This window comes from Streptococcus mitis, from assembly GCF_009496285.1.
Classification (GTDB): Bacteria; Bacillota; Bacilli; order Lactobacillales; family Streptococcaceae; genus Streptococcus; species Streptococcus mitis_BP.
On record NZ_WIJK01000004.1, the window covers coordinates 1 to 16,660 of the forward strand.

Annotated in this window: 8 protein-coding genes and 1 tRNA gene; 7 read left to right on the forward strand and 2 right to left on the reverse strand. The window is 38.9% G+C overall.

From position 1 onward, the window contains the following. Positions 1-1,555: AAA family ATPase (locus GEZ89_RS01990; protein ID WP_228113859.1), on the forward strand; the 1,555-nt coding region annotated here is incomplete at its 5' end. After that, positions 1,552-2,802, forward strand: coding sequence for a hypothetical protein (locus GEZ89_RS01995; RefSeq protein ID WP_153224776.1), 1,251 nt, complete (start codon positions 1,552-1,554; stop codon positions 2,800-2,802). The genes GEZ89_RS01990 and GEZ89_RS01995, both read left to right, overlap by 4 nt. A 332-nt stretch (positions 2,803-3,134) precedes the next feature. Here the strand turns inward: GEZ89_RS01995 and GEZ89_RS02000 are convergent. After that, positions 3,135-3,222, reverse strand: a tRNA-Ser gene (locus GEZ89_RS02000). 161 nt (positions 3,223-3,383) lie between these two features. On the opposite strand from GEZ89_RS02000, the gene GEZ89_RS02005 reads away from it, so the two are divergent. The 4 genes from GEZ89_RS02005 (at position 3,384) to GEZ89_RS02020 (ending at position 9,398) form a co-directional block, all read left to right on the forward strand. Beyond that, the gene (locus tag GEZ89_RS02005; protein WP_322741468.1) at positions 3,384-4,124 is read left to right on the forward strand and encodes a DeoR/GlpR family DNA-binding transcription regulator; all 741 of its coding nucleotides are present in this window, start codon (positions 3,384-3,386) and stop codon (positions 4,122-4,124) included. Continuing rightward, entirely contained in the window at positions 4,121-5,032 is a 912-nt protein-coding gene (gene pfkB, locus GEZ89_RS02010) for a 1-phosphofructokinase (RefSeq protein WP_049532558.1), read from the forward strand. Before GEZ89_RS02005 ends, pfkB begins: the two co-directional genes overlap by 4 nt. After that, positions 5,029-6,984 (forward strand): PTS fructose transporter subunit IIABC, encoded by a 1,956-nt coding sequence (locus GEZ89_RS02015; protein WP_153224777.1) that lies wholly within the window; start codon positions 5,029-5,031, stop codon positions 6,982-6,984. The genes pfkB and GEZ89_RS02015 overlap by 4 nt, the downstream gene beginning before the upstream one ends. An 89-nt stretch (positions 6,985-7,073) precedes the next feature. Further along, the gene (locus GEZ89_RS02020; RefSeq protein ID WP_153224778.1) at positions 7,074-9,398 is read left to right on the forward strand and encodes a DNA translocase FtsK; all 2,325 of its coding nucleotides are present in this window, start codon (positions 7,074-7,076) and stop codon (positions 9,396-9,398) included. Between the two features lie 254 nt (positions 9,399-9,652). On the opposite strand, the gene GEZ89_RS09525 is transcribed toward GEZ89_RS02020, so the two are convergent. Next, positions 9,653-9,817, reverse strand: a complete 165-nt coding sequence (locus GEZ89_RS09525) for a hypothetical protein (protein ID WP_194251820.1) — start codon at positions 9,815-9,817, stop codon at positions 9,653-9,655. Between GEZ89_RS09525 and GEZ89_RS02025 the strand changes: the two genes are divergently transcribed. Further along, positions 9,744-16,586: a SpGH101 family endo-alpha-N-acetylgalactosaminidase gene (locus GEZ89_RS02025; RefSeq protein WP_153224779.1), complete on the forward strand. Its 6,843-nt coding sequence runs from the start codon at positions 9,744-9,746 to the stop codon at positions 16,584-16,586. The two genes, GEZ89_RS09525 and GEZ89_RS02025, sit on opposite strands and share 74 nt — an antisense overlap. Positions 16,587-16,660: the final 74 nt, after the last annotated feature.

The window sequence follows — 16,660 nt, forward strand, 5'->3', positions numbered from 1 at the left end:
ACTTTATTTAGATAAAATTATTAGAATGAAGTGTGATGCAGAAAAAGATGAAATAAATTTTAGACTGGTAGAATATTTTTCTGTTTTGATAAATCAAATTATTAGTTATAATCATTTAAAACGAAGCCAGTCCTATCGTGAAAACTTTTTAAATTTTCATTTAGCATTAGTTGCAGATAGACGTAATATAAAATTACAATATCAATCAATCCGTGATAAATTTAATTTTTTTATCCAACCTCAGACTATTACTGATGATTTGAAATTTTATCAAGTTAAAGATGAAGGTATAGAATGGATAGAAATATGGCATCTTTTGTTTATTTTTAATGTATATTTTGACTACTTAAAAACTACGAAGGATGATATCGATGATATATATATCAAGCAAATGCATGATATTCTTGAAAAATGTTACGACGCATTATTAAAAATTAATGAAAAGGAAGAATACAATCATTATAGTGATTGGGTGTTTGAAGAATGGAAAGAACTTCTACATACTGTAAGGAATTTAATAGACACTCCTTTATATAATGAAAATATCCAATCGAGATGGAATGATTTTTGGAGAAAAAATAAAGGTTTATGTACAAAAGTAGCCGAGGCAGTAGGTTACATTTCCTATTTTGAAATATACGAAGATGACATTTCAATAAAATATAAATTAATACCAGAGAAAGTTTGGGAGGATTTGAAAAAAATTGTAAAATCTGGAAAAGAGCTAGAATCGCTACAGAGATTTGAGAATTTTCTGTACGAATTACAAGATATTAATGAAGATTTTACAAAGATTTCATTAATTGTGGACTGTATTTCCAAAATTAAAATACCAGATGTTCTCAATTCTATTCATGTGAGGTGGGTAGGTTTAAGTTCTGGAGAGTTAGGATTATTAAAATCTTTTGCTAATCTGTATTCAGCAAAAATCAATCTACAAGGAAAAACATTTCCAGGAGTAGCTACAACAAATTATGTATTACTTTTCGACGAAATTGATCTTGGATTACATCCAGAATGGCAACGCAAGTGGATAAGTAGAGCTTTACCAATCATCGAAAAAATCTTCCATGATAAACACTTACAAGTAATTATCACAACACATTCACCAATTTTTTTATCAGATATTTACAAAGAAAACATCTTATTTCTTACGAGAGATAATAATGAAGAGACAAATGATAGACTGTTTGAAAAAACATTCGGTCAGAATATATATACACTTTTTAAAGATTCTTTTTTTCTACAAGATGTAATGGGAGAATATGCCTATAATACAATTAAAGATACAATAGAATACTTGAGTTTTAAAGTTAATTCAAATTCTTCCTATAGTCGTGAGGAAAATTTGTATAATTATTCTGATGAAATCATAAATGAGAAAATTGCCAAAAAAGTAATCGATTCTGTAGGTGAACCAATCATTGCAAACCAACTTAAAGAATTATTTTATAGAGCATTCCCAAATAAAAATGATGAGAGCATTGAAATCCGAAATCGAATTGCTCAACTTCAAAAAAAACTCGAACAACTTGAGGGGGAACGTTCTCAATGATGCATTTGAAATTACCAAATTATCCACAAGAATTTGTTGATGCCTATATCAAATTTATGATCAGTAAATACATAGATAGTGTTGTATCGAGGTATTTTGTAAGAATCATAAAAAATAATTTTAGAGAAGATTTAGAGGCTACTTTTGGTTATTGCGGTCCCACTTTGATAAAAAGTTTAATTAGAGAATATTGTTCTCAAGAAGATTATTTCAATGAAATTAATAACTTTCCTAATCAGCAAGATACTGAGTTTAAGAAGTTTGTATCTGGGAAAATTGGAACTAAAAATAAATTTATTATGCAAAAAATACGAAATTCTCATTTTAATGATTACAAGAGAGAGCTATGGTATAATAATTTGATTACAAAGTTTGAACAATTAATGAATAGAAGAAGTCAGAAGATTAAAAATTTGGTTGAGGAAATAGAAGGTAGACAATTTTCTTCGTTTGCTGAGTACTTTGAAATATTAATTTTATTAGAACCTCAACGTATGGAAGCATATATTAACAATCACTCAAATAATGATAGTGGAAATGATTTTAAAAAGATAAAAGATCTGTATAATTTATCTGAGCAAATTACTATAATGGGTAACTCTGAAAAAATAAATTGCTTTATGATTCAAAATTTTATCGATTCGGATAGTAGAGGATTACTGGTTTGTCCCTATTGCAATCGTAATTATATCAATACTCGGGATAGATCGCTTGGTGCAGAGATGGATCATTTCTATAATAAAGATACATTTCCGATGTTTTCAATTTCATTATATAATTTTATACCAAGTTGTAGTACTTGTAATCGTATCAAAGGTACAAAGACATTAAAAATCAACCCATATCTTAGAAATGATACACAAAAAGTAAAATTTGATCTAATCACGGATTTAGATGGTTATAGAATTGAGATAAAACAAGACCAAGATGGTAATCTACATACTTTAGCAGAAACAGAAGATTTGAAAAATGATTTAATTGATATCCTAAAATTAGATGAAGCCTATAAAGTTCATAAAATTGAAGTTAGGGAGATGCTGGATAGAGAAAAAGAATACAACGAAAAATATAGAGAAGATTTAAAAAATATGTTTTTAGGAGAGGAAATTGAGATTGATAAAAAAATTGACGCTCTTATTTATGGTGATATAATATTCACATCTGAGGATGATCTTATTAATAAATCATTAGGAAAATTTAGAAAAGATGTTTATGAAAAAATAAAAGGGTGGAGAGGAACAAACTAAGTTACAAAAATTAGATTATTGTAATAACTAATTTGAACTAAGATAAACTATTACTTAGTTACTTGTTAATTACAATTGTTAACATGAGATGAATAATTTCATTTCTGAAATCAGGAAAAAGCTTAATTTGAAGAGAAAATCTAATAATTTTTTCATAATAAAACGCATAATATCAAGTGTTTACAAACATTGATACTATGCGTTTTTTAATGCAGAGATTTACTGGATTCTTTCCTTGTGGTGAGTTTTAGTCAAGCATCTTTTTCAATCCTAAGTCTAAATGAAAAATCCATTATAAAAAGCTGCATGAAGATGCAGCTACACTATAGCAACGGAAGACATGGGATTCGAACCCACGCACGCTTTCACACGCCTACCGCGTTTCCAACACGGCCTCTTAAGCCTCTTGAGTAATCTTCCAATACTTACTAAAATAGTTTATCATAAAGGGAATTATCTTGCAAATAAAATTCAAACAATTGGCAAAATGATAGAAAATGGAAGAAAGTGACAAAAAGTGCTTGACTTTGATTTTTTTTGTGGTAGAATGATTATTGTAATCGTTAACAGGAGGTGAATAAGTGCTAAAAACCGAGAGAAAAAAATTAATTTTAGAGGAGCTGGGCAAACATAAAGTCGTTTCTCTAGAGAAATTAGTAGGTTTGTTAGACACGTCAGAATCAACGGTTAGACGAGATTTAGATGAATTGGAATCGGAAAATAAACTTCGCCGAGTTCATGGAGGAGCAGAGTTGCCACACTCCTTGCAAGAAGAAGAAACCATTCAAGAAAAATCTGTCAAAAACCTTCAAGAGAAAAAATTGATTGCGCAAAAGGCAGCTTCCCTCATCAAAGAAAAAGATGTTATCTTTGTGGATGCAGGAAGTACAACAGCCTTTCTCATTAAGGAATTGGAGCGAAAAGACATTACTGTTGTAACCAACTCCATTCACCATGCGGTACAATTAGTGGATAAGCAAATTCCAACTGTGATTATCGGTGGTGGCGTAAAGATGACAACGGATGCCAGCATCGGTGGTGTCGCGCTTAATCAGATTAACCAATTACACTTTGATCGTGCCTTTATCGGAATGAATGGGGTGGATGATGGTTATTATACAACTCCAGATATGGAGGAGGGAGCTGTCAAGCGTGCTATCTTAGAAAATGCCAAACAAACTTATATTTTGGCGGATTCGTCTAAGGTTGGTCAGTCTTGTTTCGCTAAGGTAGCCCCTATAAAACGAGCTATTGTCATTACAAGTAAGGGTCACGAACTCTTGCCAGCTATCAAAGAGAAAACGGAGGTTATCGAAGTATGATTTATACAGTCACGCTCAATCCATCTATTGACTATATTGTCCGTCTGGATAAAGTGGAAGTTGGTAGTGTTAATCGTATGGATAGTGATGATAAGTTTGCTGGTGGTAAGGGAATCAATGTTAGTCGTGTCTTGAAACGATTGGATATTCCAAATACAGCGACTGGATTTATCGGAGGTTTTACTGGTAAATTTATCACAGATACTTTAGCTGAGGAGCAAATTGAAACGCGATTTGTCCAAGTAGCAGAAGATACGCGTATCAACGTCAAGATTAAAGCGGATCAAGAAACTGAAATCAACGGAACTGGTCCTACTGTTGAGCCAGAACAGCTTGAAGAGCTAAAAGATATTCTTTCAAGTCTAACAGCAGAAGATACAGTGGTATTTGCTGGTTCGAGTGCAAAAAACCTAGGCAATGTTATCTATAAGGATTTGATTGCCTTGACTCGTCAGACAGGTGCTCAAGTGGTCTGTGACTTTGAAGGTCAGACCTTGATTGATAGTTTGGATTATCAACCACTTTTAGTCAAACCAAATAATCATGAACTTGGAGCTATCTTTGGAGTCAAGCTCGAAAGTTTAGATGAGATTGAAAAATACGCTCGAGAGTTGCTGGCTAAAGGTGCTCAAAACGTTATCATCTCTATGGCTGGTGACGGTGCCCTTCTGGTAACATCAGAGGGAGCCTACTTTGCTAAACCGATCAAGGGAACAGTGAAAAACTCAGTTGGTGCTGGTGACTCTATGGTTGCTGGATTTACTGGTGAGTTTGTCAAATCAAAAGACGCAGTAGAAGCCTTCAAGTGGGGAGTGGCTTGTGGAACAGCAACTACCTTCTCTGATGACTTGGCGACTGCAGCATTTATAAAAGAAACTTATGAAAAAGTTGAGGTAGAAAAAAGATGAAAATTCAGGATTTATTGAGAAAAGATGTCATGTTGCTCGATTTACAAGCAACTGAAAAAACAGCAGCTATCGAAGAAATGATTCATAGCTTGGTAGAACACGGATACGTGACAGATTTTGAAACTTTTAAAGAAGGAATCTTGGCGCGTGAAGCTTTGACTTCTACAGGTTTGGGTGACGGTATCGCTATGCCACACAGCAAAAATGCTGCTGTAAAGGAAGCAACAGTTCTCTTCGCTAAGTCAAACAAGGGTGTTGACTACGAAAGTTTAGATGGACAACCAACTGACCTCTTCTTTATGATTGCTGCTCCAGAAGGTGCCAATGATACTCACTTGGCTGCCTTGGCAGAATTGTCTCAATACTTAATGAAAGACGGTTTTGCTGATAAACTTCGTCAAGTAACATCAGCTGATCAAGTTATTGAACTCTTTGATCAAGCATCAGAAAAAGCTGAGGAACCAGTTCAAACACCTGCAAATGGTTCTGATGACTTTATCGTTGCTGTAACTGCTTGTACAACAGGAATTGCCCACACTTATATGGCTCAAGAAGCTCTTCAAAAAGTGGCTGCTGAAATGGGTGTTGGTATCAAGGTTGAAACTAATGGTGCCAGCGGTGTTGGTAACCAATTGACAGCAGAAGATATTCGCAAGGCTAAAGCTGTTATTATTGCTGCAGATAAAGCAGTTGAGATGGATCGTTTTGATGGTAAACCATTGGTAAATCGTCCAGTTGCAGATGGTATTCGTAAGACAGAAGAGTTGATCAACTTGGCTCTTTCTGGAAATGCTGAAGTTTATCATGCTGCTAACGGAGCACAAGCTTCAACAGCATCTAACGAAAAACAAAGTGTCGGTGGTGCCTTCTACAAACACTTGATGAGTGGTGTATCTCAAATGTTGCCATTCGTTATCGGTGGTGGTATCATGATTGCCCTAGCCTTCTTGATTGATGGTGCTATGGGTGTGCCAAATGATAGCCTTGGAAATCTTGGTTCTTACCATGAACTCGCTTCTATGTTCATGAAAATTGGTGGTGCAGCCTTCGGTTTGATGCTTCCAGTATTTGCTGGATATGTTGCTTACTCTATCGCAGAAAAACCTGGCTTGGTAGCCGGTTTCGTAGCTGGTGCTATCGCCAAAGAAGGTTTTGCTTTTGGTAAAATCCCTTACGCTCAAGGTGGTGAAGCAACTTCAGCCCTTGCAGGTGTCTCATCTGGTTTCCTAGGTGCCCTTGTTGGTGGATTTATCGCAGGTGCTTTGGTTCTTGCTATCAAGAAATACGTTAAAGTTCCTCGTTCACTTGAAGGTGCTAAATCAATCCTTCTCTTGCCACTTCTTGGAACAGTCTTGACAGGATTTGTCATGCTTGCTGTTAACATCCCAATGGCAGCAATCAACACTGCTATGAACGACTTCCTTGGCGGTCTTGGAGGCGGATCAGCTGTCCTCCTTGGTATCGTTCTTGGAGGTATGATGGCTGTCGATATGGGTGGACCTGTCAATAAAGCAGCTTATGTTTTTGGTACTGGTACTCTTGCAGCAACAGTGTCAACAGGTGGTTCAGTAGCGATGGCAGCGGTTATGGCTGGCGGAATGGTTCCACCACTTGCAATCTTTGTCGCAACACTTCTCTTCAAAGATAAATTTACTAAAGAAGAACGCAACTCAGGTTTGACTAACATCGTTATGGGCTTGTCATTCATCACTGAAGGTGCGATTCCATTTGGTGCAGCTGACCCAGCTCGTGCTATCCCAAGCTTTATCCTTGGTTCAGCAGTGGCAGGTGGACTTGTTGGTCTTGCAGGTATCAAACTCATGGCACCTCACGGAGGAATCTTCGTTATCGCCCTTACAACAAATGCCCTTCTTTACCTTGTCTTTGTCTTGATTGGAGCACTTGTTAGTGGTGTCGTTTACGGTTATCTTCGTAAACCATTAGAAAAATAATTACAAATACATTCAAATGACTGAACACGAAAGTGGGCAGTCATTTTTTGATTTCTCTAGATGTTTCTGAAATATGGTATAATAGAAGAATGGCAAACAAGAATACAAGTAAAACAAGACGGAGACCGTCAAAAGCTGAATTAGAAAGAAAGCAAGCTATCCAAAGGATGTTAATTTCTTTAGTCATAGCTTTTTGCTTAATGTTCGCTGCTCTGAGATTAGGAGCAGTTGGACTCACGCTCTATAACCTTATTCGATTACTAGTAGGAAGTCTGGCCTATCTGGTCATTTTTGTCGTTCTAGTCTATCTTTTTTTCTTCAAATGGATTCGGAAGCAAGAAGGTCTGATCTCAGGTTTTCTTTGCATTTTTTCAGGCTTATTGCTGATTTTTGAAGCTTATCTAGTATGGAAATATGGCATCGAGCAGTCTGTCTTAAAGGGAACTTTAGCCCAAGTTTTGACAGATTTGACAGGTTTTCGTGTGACTAGCTTTGCTGGAGGAGGGCTTCTAGGTGTTGCTCTTTATATTCCAGTCGCCTTTCTCTTTTCAAATATTGGTACTTACTTTATCGGAGCTATCTTAATCTTGATCGGTGCTCTTCTAGTTAGTCCCTGGTCTGTCTATGATGTCGCTGATTTCCTTGGAGCACGTTTTGCCCTTTGGATGGAGCGACGCGAGCAGAAGAAACAGGAACGTTTTATCAAACGAGAAGAAGAAAAAGCTCGTAAGGAAGCAGAGGAACAGGAAAGACTAGAAAAAGAACAAGCAGAGCAAGCCTTATTGGATATACCTCCTGTTGATATGGAAACTGGCGAGATTTTAGAAGCTCCTCCTGTTCACTTTGATGATTTACCACCCCTTCCAGAGGAAGAATGGATAGAACCTGAAATTATTCTCCCTCAAGCAGACTATGATCTTCCTAGTGAAGTTGATTTTCCAGAGGAAGATGAGTTCTTAGAGGATGAAGATGTTGAGGTAGATTTTTCTGCTAAAAAAGCTTTGGAATACAAACTTCCAAGCTTGCAACTCTTTGCACCCGATAAGCCAAAAGACCAGTCCAAGGAAAAGAAAATCGTTCGCGAGAATATCAAGATTTTGGAAGAAACCTTTGCAAGTTTTGGTATCAAGGTAACGGTTGAACGCGCTGAAATTGGCCCATCAGTAACCAAGTACGAAGTCAAGCCAGCAGTTGGTGTTCGTGTCAATCGTATTTCCAATCTAGCAGACGACTTGGCTCTGGCCTTGGCTGCTAAAGATGTCCGTATCGAAGCTCCAATTCCAGGGAAATCCTTAGTCGGGATTGAAGTGCCTAACTCAGAGATTGCGACAGTCTCCTTCCGAGAGCTCTGGGAACAATCGCAAACTAAACCTGAAAATCTGCTAGAAATTCCCCTTGGGAAAGCAGTTAACGGAACAGCTCGTAGTTTTGACCTAGCCAAAATGCCTCACTTGCTAGTGGCTGGTTCGACAGGTTCTGGTAAATCTGTTGCAGTCAATGGTATCATTGCAAGTATTCTCATGAAGGCGCGTCCAGACCAAGTCAAGTTTATGATGGTGGATCCGAAGATGGTTGAGTTGTCAGTCTATAATGATATTCCACACCTTTTGATTCCAGTTGTGACCAATCCTCGTAAGGCCAGCAAGGCCCTTCAAAAAGTCGTGGATGAGATGGAAAATCGTTATGAACTCTTTGCAAAAATTGGCGTTCGTAATATTGCTGGTTTTAATGCTAAGGTGGAGGAGTTCAACGCTCAATCTGAGTATAAACAAGTACCTCTTCCTTTGATCGTTGTGATTGTCGATGAGTTAGCTGACCTCATGATGGTAGCTAGCAAGGAAGTAGAAGATGCTATTATCCGTCTTGGGCAGAAGGCGCGTGCAGCTGGTATTCATATGATCCTTGCTACGCAGCGTCCTTCAGTGGATGTTATCTCTGGTCTGATTAAGGCCAATGTACCGTCTCGTGTGGCCTTTGCTGTATCTTCAGGAACGGATTCTCGAACTATATTGGATGAAAATGGTGCTGAGAAACTATTGGGTCGAGGAGACATGCTCTTTAAACCAATCGATGAAAACCATCCTGTTCGTCTGCAAGGTTCCTTTATCTCGGATGATGATGTTGAGCGTATTGTTAGTTTTATTAAGGCTCAAGCAGATGCTGATTATGATGAAAGCTTTGATCCTGGAGAGGTTTCTGAGACAGATGGTGAGTCTAGCACAGGAGATGAAGGTGGAGATCCGCTATTTGAAGAAGCTAAGGCTCTGGTCATTGAAACTCAAAAAGCAAGTGCTTCCATGATTCAGCGTCGATTATCAGTTGGTTTTAACCGAGCAACTCGCTTGATGGAAGAATTAGAGATGGCTGGAGTTATCGGACCTGCAGAAGGAACGAAGCCGCGAAAGGTTTTATAACAATAAAAAACGTAAAAAACGTAAAAAAAGTATAAAAATGCATGGAAACTTTATTAAAAAGTTAGTCAAAATTGGTCTAACTTTTTAGATAGAGTTTCTTTTTTAATAGCGATTTCTTTAGAAATAAGGCCATCTGAAAATCGTTTCAGACTTGCCCAATAATTGGATTTTACTTTTACTAATTTTACCTATTAAACTATTGATTTTTCAAACTGTTTTTGATATATTAAATTGGTATAGAAAAAATTATATGTTTATCCAGAAGTGTTTAAAAATTGAGGAGGATATTTTTTTAAAACAAAATGCAAACGCTTACTTGGTAAACTGAAAGGAACAAAAAAACCGATGGATAAAGGATTATTTGAAAAACGTTGCAAATATAGTATTCGGAAATTTTCATTAGGAGTTGCTTCTGTCATGATTGGTGCAGCTTTCTTTGGAACTAGCACTGTTCTCGCAGATTCTGCACAAACAGGTTCAACAGCGAATATGCCAGCTGATTTGGCGGCAGCTCTTGCCAATGCTAAAGAGGATGATGGGCATGACTTTGAAGCACCAAAACCTGGTGAAGATCAGGGTTCTCCTGAAGTAACTGAAGGACCAAAGACTGAAGAAGAATTGCTGGCAAAAGAAAAAGAAACTGCAACTGCAACAAGCTCAGCAGCTTCAGATACTCTTCCTGAAGAACTACGTGGAAAACTTGATAAGGCTGAAGAAAATGGCCGCACTGCCTCAAAAGAAGAACTAGAAAAAGAAGATAAAAGCTTAGTCCCAGAAGATGTTGCTAAAACAAAAAATGGGGTATTAAACTACGGTGCGACTGTCGAAATTAAAAGTGCTGCAGGGCTTGGTAGTGGTATCGTTATCGGGGAAAATCTCGTTTTGTCTGTTTCTCATAACTTTATCAAAGATGTTCCAGATGGCAATAATCGTAAAGTAGCTGATAATGTTGAAAGTGATGACGATGTTTATACAGTTTCTTACAAAGGGGCACCGGACGTCAAATTCAGTAAGAATGATGTGAAACACTGGGATCGTGAAGGTTTCCTAAAAGGTTATAAAAATGACTTAGCCATTGTCAAACTTCGCAGTCCACTTGCAAATGCTCCAGTTGAAGTTTTGGATAAACCATCTACAATTAAGGTGGGAGATAAGGTGCATGTTTTTGGTTATCCAAAAGGCGAGCTCGATCCGATTTTGAATACCACTGTTGAAGCTATTAACAATCACGGAGAAGGTGTTCGTGGCATTAGCTATCAAGGAAGTGAACCTGGTGCCAGCGGTGGTGGAATTTTCGATGAAAATGGGAAATTGATTGGTATTCATCAAAATGGTGTATCTGGTAAACGTAGTGGAGGTATTCTCTTCTCACCTGCTCAGCTAGAGTGGATTCAAAACTACATCAAGGGTATTGAAACAACGAAACCAGCTGGTCTAGATGCTTTGGATAAGCAAGTAGAAGATAAAGAAGAAAAACCAAAAGAGGATAAACCTAAGGAAGATAAGCCAAAAGAAGAAACACCAGCAGAAAATAAACCTGCTGAAAACAAGCCAGCTGAAAATAAACCAGCTGAGAATAAACCGACTGAATCAAAAGAAGTTACTCCAGAATGGAAAACAGTTGAAAATAAAGACCAACAGGGAACAGTAACAATCCGTGAAGAAAATGGAGTTCGTTACAACCAACTAGCTTCAACTGCTCAAAATGACAATGGTAAGAAACCAGCCTTGTTTGAAAAAGATGGTTTGACAGTCGATGCTAATGGAAATGCTACAGTTGATTTGACCTTTAAAGAAGAATCTGAAACAGGTAAATCACGCTTTGGTGTCTTCATGAAATTCAAAGACACTGATAACAACGTTTTTGTAGGTTACGACCAAGGTGGATGGTTCTGGGAATACAAGTCAAATGGAAGTGGACTTTGGTACCAAGGTGGACGTGTTGCAGCACCAGTAAATGGTTCTGTCAACCACTTGACGATCAGCCTCAAATCAGATGGACAACTTAACGCAACAAACAATGATGTCAAACTTTTTGACACACTTACCTTACCATCTGCTGTAAATGACAAGCTCAAAGATGAGAAGAAAATCGTTCTTAAGGCTGGAAGCTATAGCAGTGAGAGAACCATTGTCAATGTCAAAACGGATGACCAAGAAGGCGTGAAAAACGACCAAGAGGCTGCTGAAAAAGAAAAGGGCGACACCGTAGACGATAGCAAAGTCAAATATGACACGATCGAATCTACAGTATTGAAAGCAGTCATCGACCAAGCCTTCCCACGTATTAAAGAGTACGTCCTAAATGGCAACAAGCTTCCAGGTCAAGTGCAACCGATTAATCAAGTTGTGATTAACAAGCACGCTGTGACTCCTGAAATTACCTATAAGAAGGTCAATGCAACGACTGCTGAGTATGAAATGAAACTCCGTGATGCGGAGAACCTCATCAATGCAGATATGACCGTTCGTTTGCAAGTGGTGGACAATCAACTTCACTTTGATGTAACTAAGATTGTCAACCATAACCAAGTAACACCAGGACAGAAGATTGATGATGAACGCAAACTACTTTCTTCAATCAGCTTCCTAGGAAATGCCTTGGTATCTGTATCAAGCGACCAAGCAGGAGCTAAGTTTGATGGGGCAACCATGTCAAACAACACTCACGTAAGTGGTGACGACCATATCGAAGTAACAAATCCAATGAAAGATTTGGCAAAAGGTTACATGTATGGATTTGTTTCAACAGACAAGCTTGCAGCAGGTGTATGGAGCAACTCACAAAATAGCTATGGTGGTGGTTCTTACGACTGGACACGTTTGACAGCTTATAAGAATACGATTGGCAATGCTAACTACGTGGAAATTCATAGTTCTGAATGGCAATGGGAAAAAGCCCACAACGGAGTTGTCTTCCCAGCATACACTCAAGAACTTCCAAGTGCAAAAGTTGTCATCACGGAAGATGCCAATGCTGACCATAAGGTTGACTGGCAAGATGGTGCGATTGCTTACCGCAGTATCATGAACAACCCTCAAGGTTGGGAAAAAGTTAAAGACATTACAGCTTACCGTATCGCTATGAACTTTGGTTCACAAGCGCAAAACCCATTCCTCATGACCTTGGATGGTATCAAGAAGATCAACCTCCACACCGATGGTCTTGGTCAAGGTGTACTTCTTAAGGGATACGGAAGTGAAGGTCATGACTCTGGACACTTGAACTATGCTGATATTGGTAAACGTATTGGTGGTGTCGAAGACTTCAAGGCTTTGATTGAGAAAGCGAAGAAATATGGAGCTCATCTAGGTATTCACGTTAACGCTTCTGAAACTTATCCTGAGTCTAAATACTTTAACGAAAATATTCTTCGTAAGAATCCAGATGGAAGCTACAGCTATGGTTGGAACTGGCTTGACCAAGGTATTAATATCGATGCAGCTTATGACTTGGCTCATGGACGTTTAGCGCGTTGGGAAGAATTGAAGAAAGAATTAGGTGAAGGCCTAGATTTCATCTATGTCGACGTTTGGGGTAACGGCCAATCAGGTGACAACGGTGCTTGGGCAACTCACGTTCTTGCAAAAGAAATCAACAAACAGGGTTGGCGTTTTGCAATTGAGTGGGGCCATGGTGGTGAGTATGATTCTACCTTCCAACACTGGGCAGCTGACTTAACCTACGGTGGCTATACAAATAAAGGTATTAATAGTGCCATTACTCGCTTTATCCGTAACCACCAAAAAGATTCTTGGGTTGGTGACTACAGAAGTTATGGTGGTGCAGCTGACTACCCACTTCTAGGCGGTTATAGCATGAAGGACTTCGAAGGATGGCAAGGACGTAGTGATTATAACGGTTATGTAACAAACTTGTTTGCTCATGACGTTATGACTAAGTACTTCCAACACTTCACAGTAAGCAAATGGGAAGATGGCAAACCAGTAACCATGACTGACAATGGTAGTACCTATAAATGGACTCCAGAAATGAAAGTCGAATTGGTTGATGCTGCAAATAACAAGGTTGTGGTAACTCGTAAATCCAATGATGTCAACAGTCCACAATATCGTGAACGTACAGTAACGCTCAACGGACGTGTCATCCAAGACGGTTCAGCTTACTTGACTCCTTGGAACTGGGATGCAAATGGTAACAAGCTTGAAAGTGACAAGGAAAAAATGTACTACTTCAATACTGAAGCAGGTGCAACAACTTGGACACTTCCTAGCGACTGGGCAAATGGTAAGGTTTACCTTTATAAACTAACTGACCAAGGTAAGACTGAGGAAAAAGAAGTTGCCGTGAAAGACGGTAAGATTACCCTTGATCTGACTGCAAATCAGCCATATGTTCTCTATCGTTCTAAACAAACAAATCCAGAAATGTCATGGAGTGAAGGAATGCACATCTATGACCAAGGATTTAACAGTGAATCTTTGGATCATTGGAAGATTTCAGGAGATGCTTCTAAGGCTGAAATCGTGAAGTCTCAAGGTGCAAACCAAATGCTCCGTATCCAAGGCAATAAAGAAAAAGTTAGTCTCACTCAAAAATTGACTGGCTTGAAGCCAAATACTAAATACGCAGTGTATGTCGGTGTCGACAACCGTAGTAATGCTAAAGCAAGTATTACTGTTAATACTGGTGAAAAAGAAGTAACCAACTACACTAACAAGTCACTAGCACTTAACTATGTAAAAGCCTATGCTCACAATACTCGTCGAAGCAATGCAACGGTTGATAACACAAGTTACTTCCAAAATATGTATGCTTTCTTCACAACAGGTTCAGATGTATCAAATGTCACCTTGACCTTGAGTCGTGAAGCAGGCGATGAAGCAACTTACTTCGATGAAATTCGTACCTTTGAAAATGAATCAAATATGTACGGTGACGGTCACGACACTGCAACAGGCGTTTTCAAACAAGACTTTGAAAATGTCGGTCAAGGTATCTTCCCATTTGTTATCGGTGGTATCGAAGGTGTTGAAGATAACCGTACTCACTTGTCTGAAAAACATGGACCATACACACAACGTGATTGGAATGGCAAGAAAGTTGATGATGTTATCGAAGGAAATTGGTCACTCAAGACAAATGGTCTCGTAAGTCGTCGTAACTTGGTTTACCAAACAATTCCACAAAACTTCCGCTTTGAAGCAGGCAAGACCTATCGTATTACATTTGACTATGAAGCTGGATCTGACAATACTTACGCCTTTGTAGTCGGTAAGGGAGAATTCCAATATGGTCAAACGAGCAATATGGAAGTGCATGAATTGCCAAATACTTGGACAGATTCTAAGAAAGCGAAACGTGCAACCTTCCTAGTAACAGGTGCAGAAACTGGCGATACATGGGTAGGTATCTACTCTACAGGTAATGCAAGTAACACTCGCGGAGACTCTGGTGGTAATGCTAACTTCCGTGGCTACAATGACTTCATCATGGACAGACTTCAAATCGAAGAAATTGTCTTGACTGGTAAGATGATGACAGAAAATGCTGTCAAGAACTATCTTCCAACTGTTGCTATGACCAACTACACCAAAGAAACAATGGATGCTTTGAAAGAAGCAGTCTTCAACCTCAGCCAAGCAGACGATGATATCAGTGTAGAAGAAGCTAAGTCTGAAATTGCTAAGGTCAATGCTCTTAAAGACGCTTTAGTGATGAAGAAAACAGCTCTTGTAGCAGATGACTTTGCAAGTCTTACAGCTCCTGCTCAGGCTCAAGAAGGTCTTGAAAATGCCTTTGATGGCAACGTGTCAAGTTTATGGCATACATCATGGAGCGGAGGAGATGTTGGCAAACCAGCAACCATGGTCTTGAAGGAACCAACTGAAATCACAGGCTTCCGTTATGTTCCACGTGGTTCAGGTTCAAATGGTAACTTGAGAGATGTTACTCTTGTAGTAACGGATGAAACAGGTAAGGAACATACCTTCAATGCAACCAATTGGGCTGATAACAATAAGCCAAAAGATATCGATTTTGGCAAGACTATCAAAGCTAAGAAGATTGTCCTAACAGGAACAAGAACTTACGGAGATGGTGGCAATAGATATCAATCTGCTGCAGAATTGATTTTCGCTCGTCCACAAGTTGCTGAAACTGGTCTTGATACTACAGCTTATGAAGCAGCCTTGGCTAAAGCTCAAAAATTGACTGATAAGAGCAATCAAGAGGAAGTAGCAAGTGTTGTTGCCAGCATGAAATTTGCAACAGATAATCATCTTTTGACAAATAGAATCCTTGAATTCTTTGCAGATTATCTCGACCAATTGAAAGACCAAACACCTACCCCAACTCCAGATCCAGAACCTAAACCTGAAACTCCAACTTCAAGCAAGGGAGATGAATCAGCCCCAGTTGTTGACCTTCCAGAATTCACAGGTGGTGTAAATGGTGTTGAAGCCGCAATCCATGAAGTTCCAGAGTACACAGAACCAATCGGTACAGCAGGTGATGAATCAGCCCCAGTTGTAGAGGTTCCGGAATACACTGGTGTTCTTGGTACAGCAGGTGATGAATCAGCCCCAGTTGTAGAGCTTCCAGAATACACTGGCGTTCTTGGCACAGCAGGCGATGAATCAGCCCCAGTTGTAGAGGTTCCAGAATACACTGGCGTTCTTGGCACAGCAGGCAATGAATCAGCCCCAGTTGTAGAGGTTCCAGAATACACTGGCGTTCTTGGCACAGCAGGCGATGAAGCAGCGCCAGTTGTAGAACTTCCAGAGTATACAGGAGTAGTTGGAACGGCAGGAGAAGAAGTAGCTGTAAACGAAGTTCCAGAATTCAAGGGTGGAGTTAACGCAGCAGAAGCAGCTGTGAGCCAAGCACCAGAATTCACAGGTGGTGTAAATGGTGCCGAATCCGCAATTCATGAAGTACCAGAGTTTACCGGAGGTGTGAATGGAAGTGATGGCGCAATCCATGAAATTCCAGAATACAAAGGCCAAATTGGTACAGTAGGTAACCAACCTGCGCCTGTAGTGGAAAAACCAGAGTATCGAGAAGATTCAAAACTTTCAGTAGAGAATAAAGATACATCTAAAGAGGTGAATTCAAATGCTCTTCCAAATACGGGTGAAGATAATTCTGAAACAGCTCTCTTCATCGCTAGTGTCAGCATGGCAGTTTCAGCAGCACTCTTAGCTGTCAAAAGAAAAGAAGATTAAAATACAAAAAAGTTTTCAATAAAAGAGAGCTTAGACTCCACAATCATTGTCGTGGAGAAAAAGAAAACCCAGAG

What these genes read in the sequence shown, in the direction of transcription:
- GEZ89_RS02025 (WP_153224779.1), top strand. Translation starts at nt 9,744, where the DNA reads ATGGATAAAGGATTATTTGAAAAACGTTGCAAATATAGTATTCGGAAA.
- GEZ89_RS01995 (WP_153224776.1), top strand. Translation starts at nt 1,552, where the DNA reads ATGATGCATTTGAAATTACCAAATTATCCACAAGAATTTGTTGATGCC.
- GEZ89_RS09525 (WP_194251820.1), bottom strand. Translation starts at nt 9,817, where the DNA reads ATGACAGAAGCAACTCCTAATGAAAATTTCCGAATACTATATTTGCAA.
- GEZ89_RS02015 (WP_153224777.1), top strand. Translation starts at nt 5,029, where the DNA reads ATGAAAATTCAGGATTTATTGAGAAAAGATGTCATGTTGCTCGATTTA.
- GEZ89_RS02020 (WP_153224778.1), top strand. Translation starts at nt 7,074, where the DNA reads ATGGCAAACAAGAATACAAGTAAAACAAGACGGAGACCGTCAAAAGCT.
- pfkB (WP_049532558.1), top strand. Translation starts at nt 4,121, where the DNA reads ATGATTTATACAGTCACGCTCAATCCATCTATTGACTATATTGTCCGT.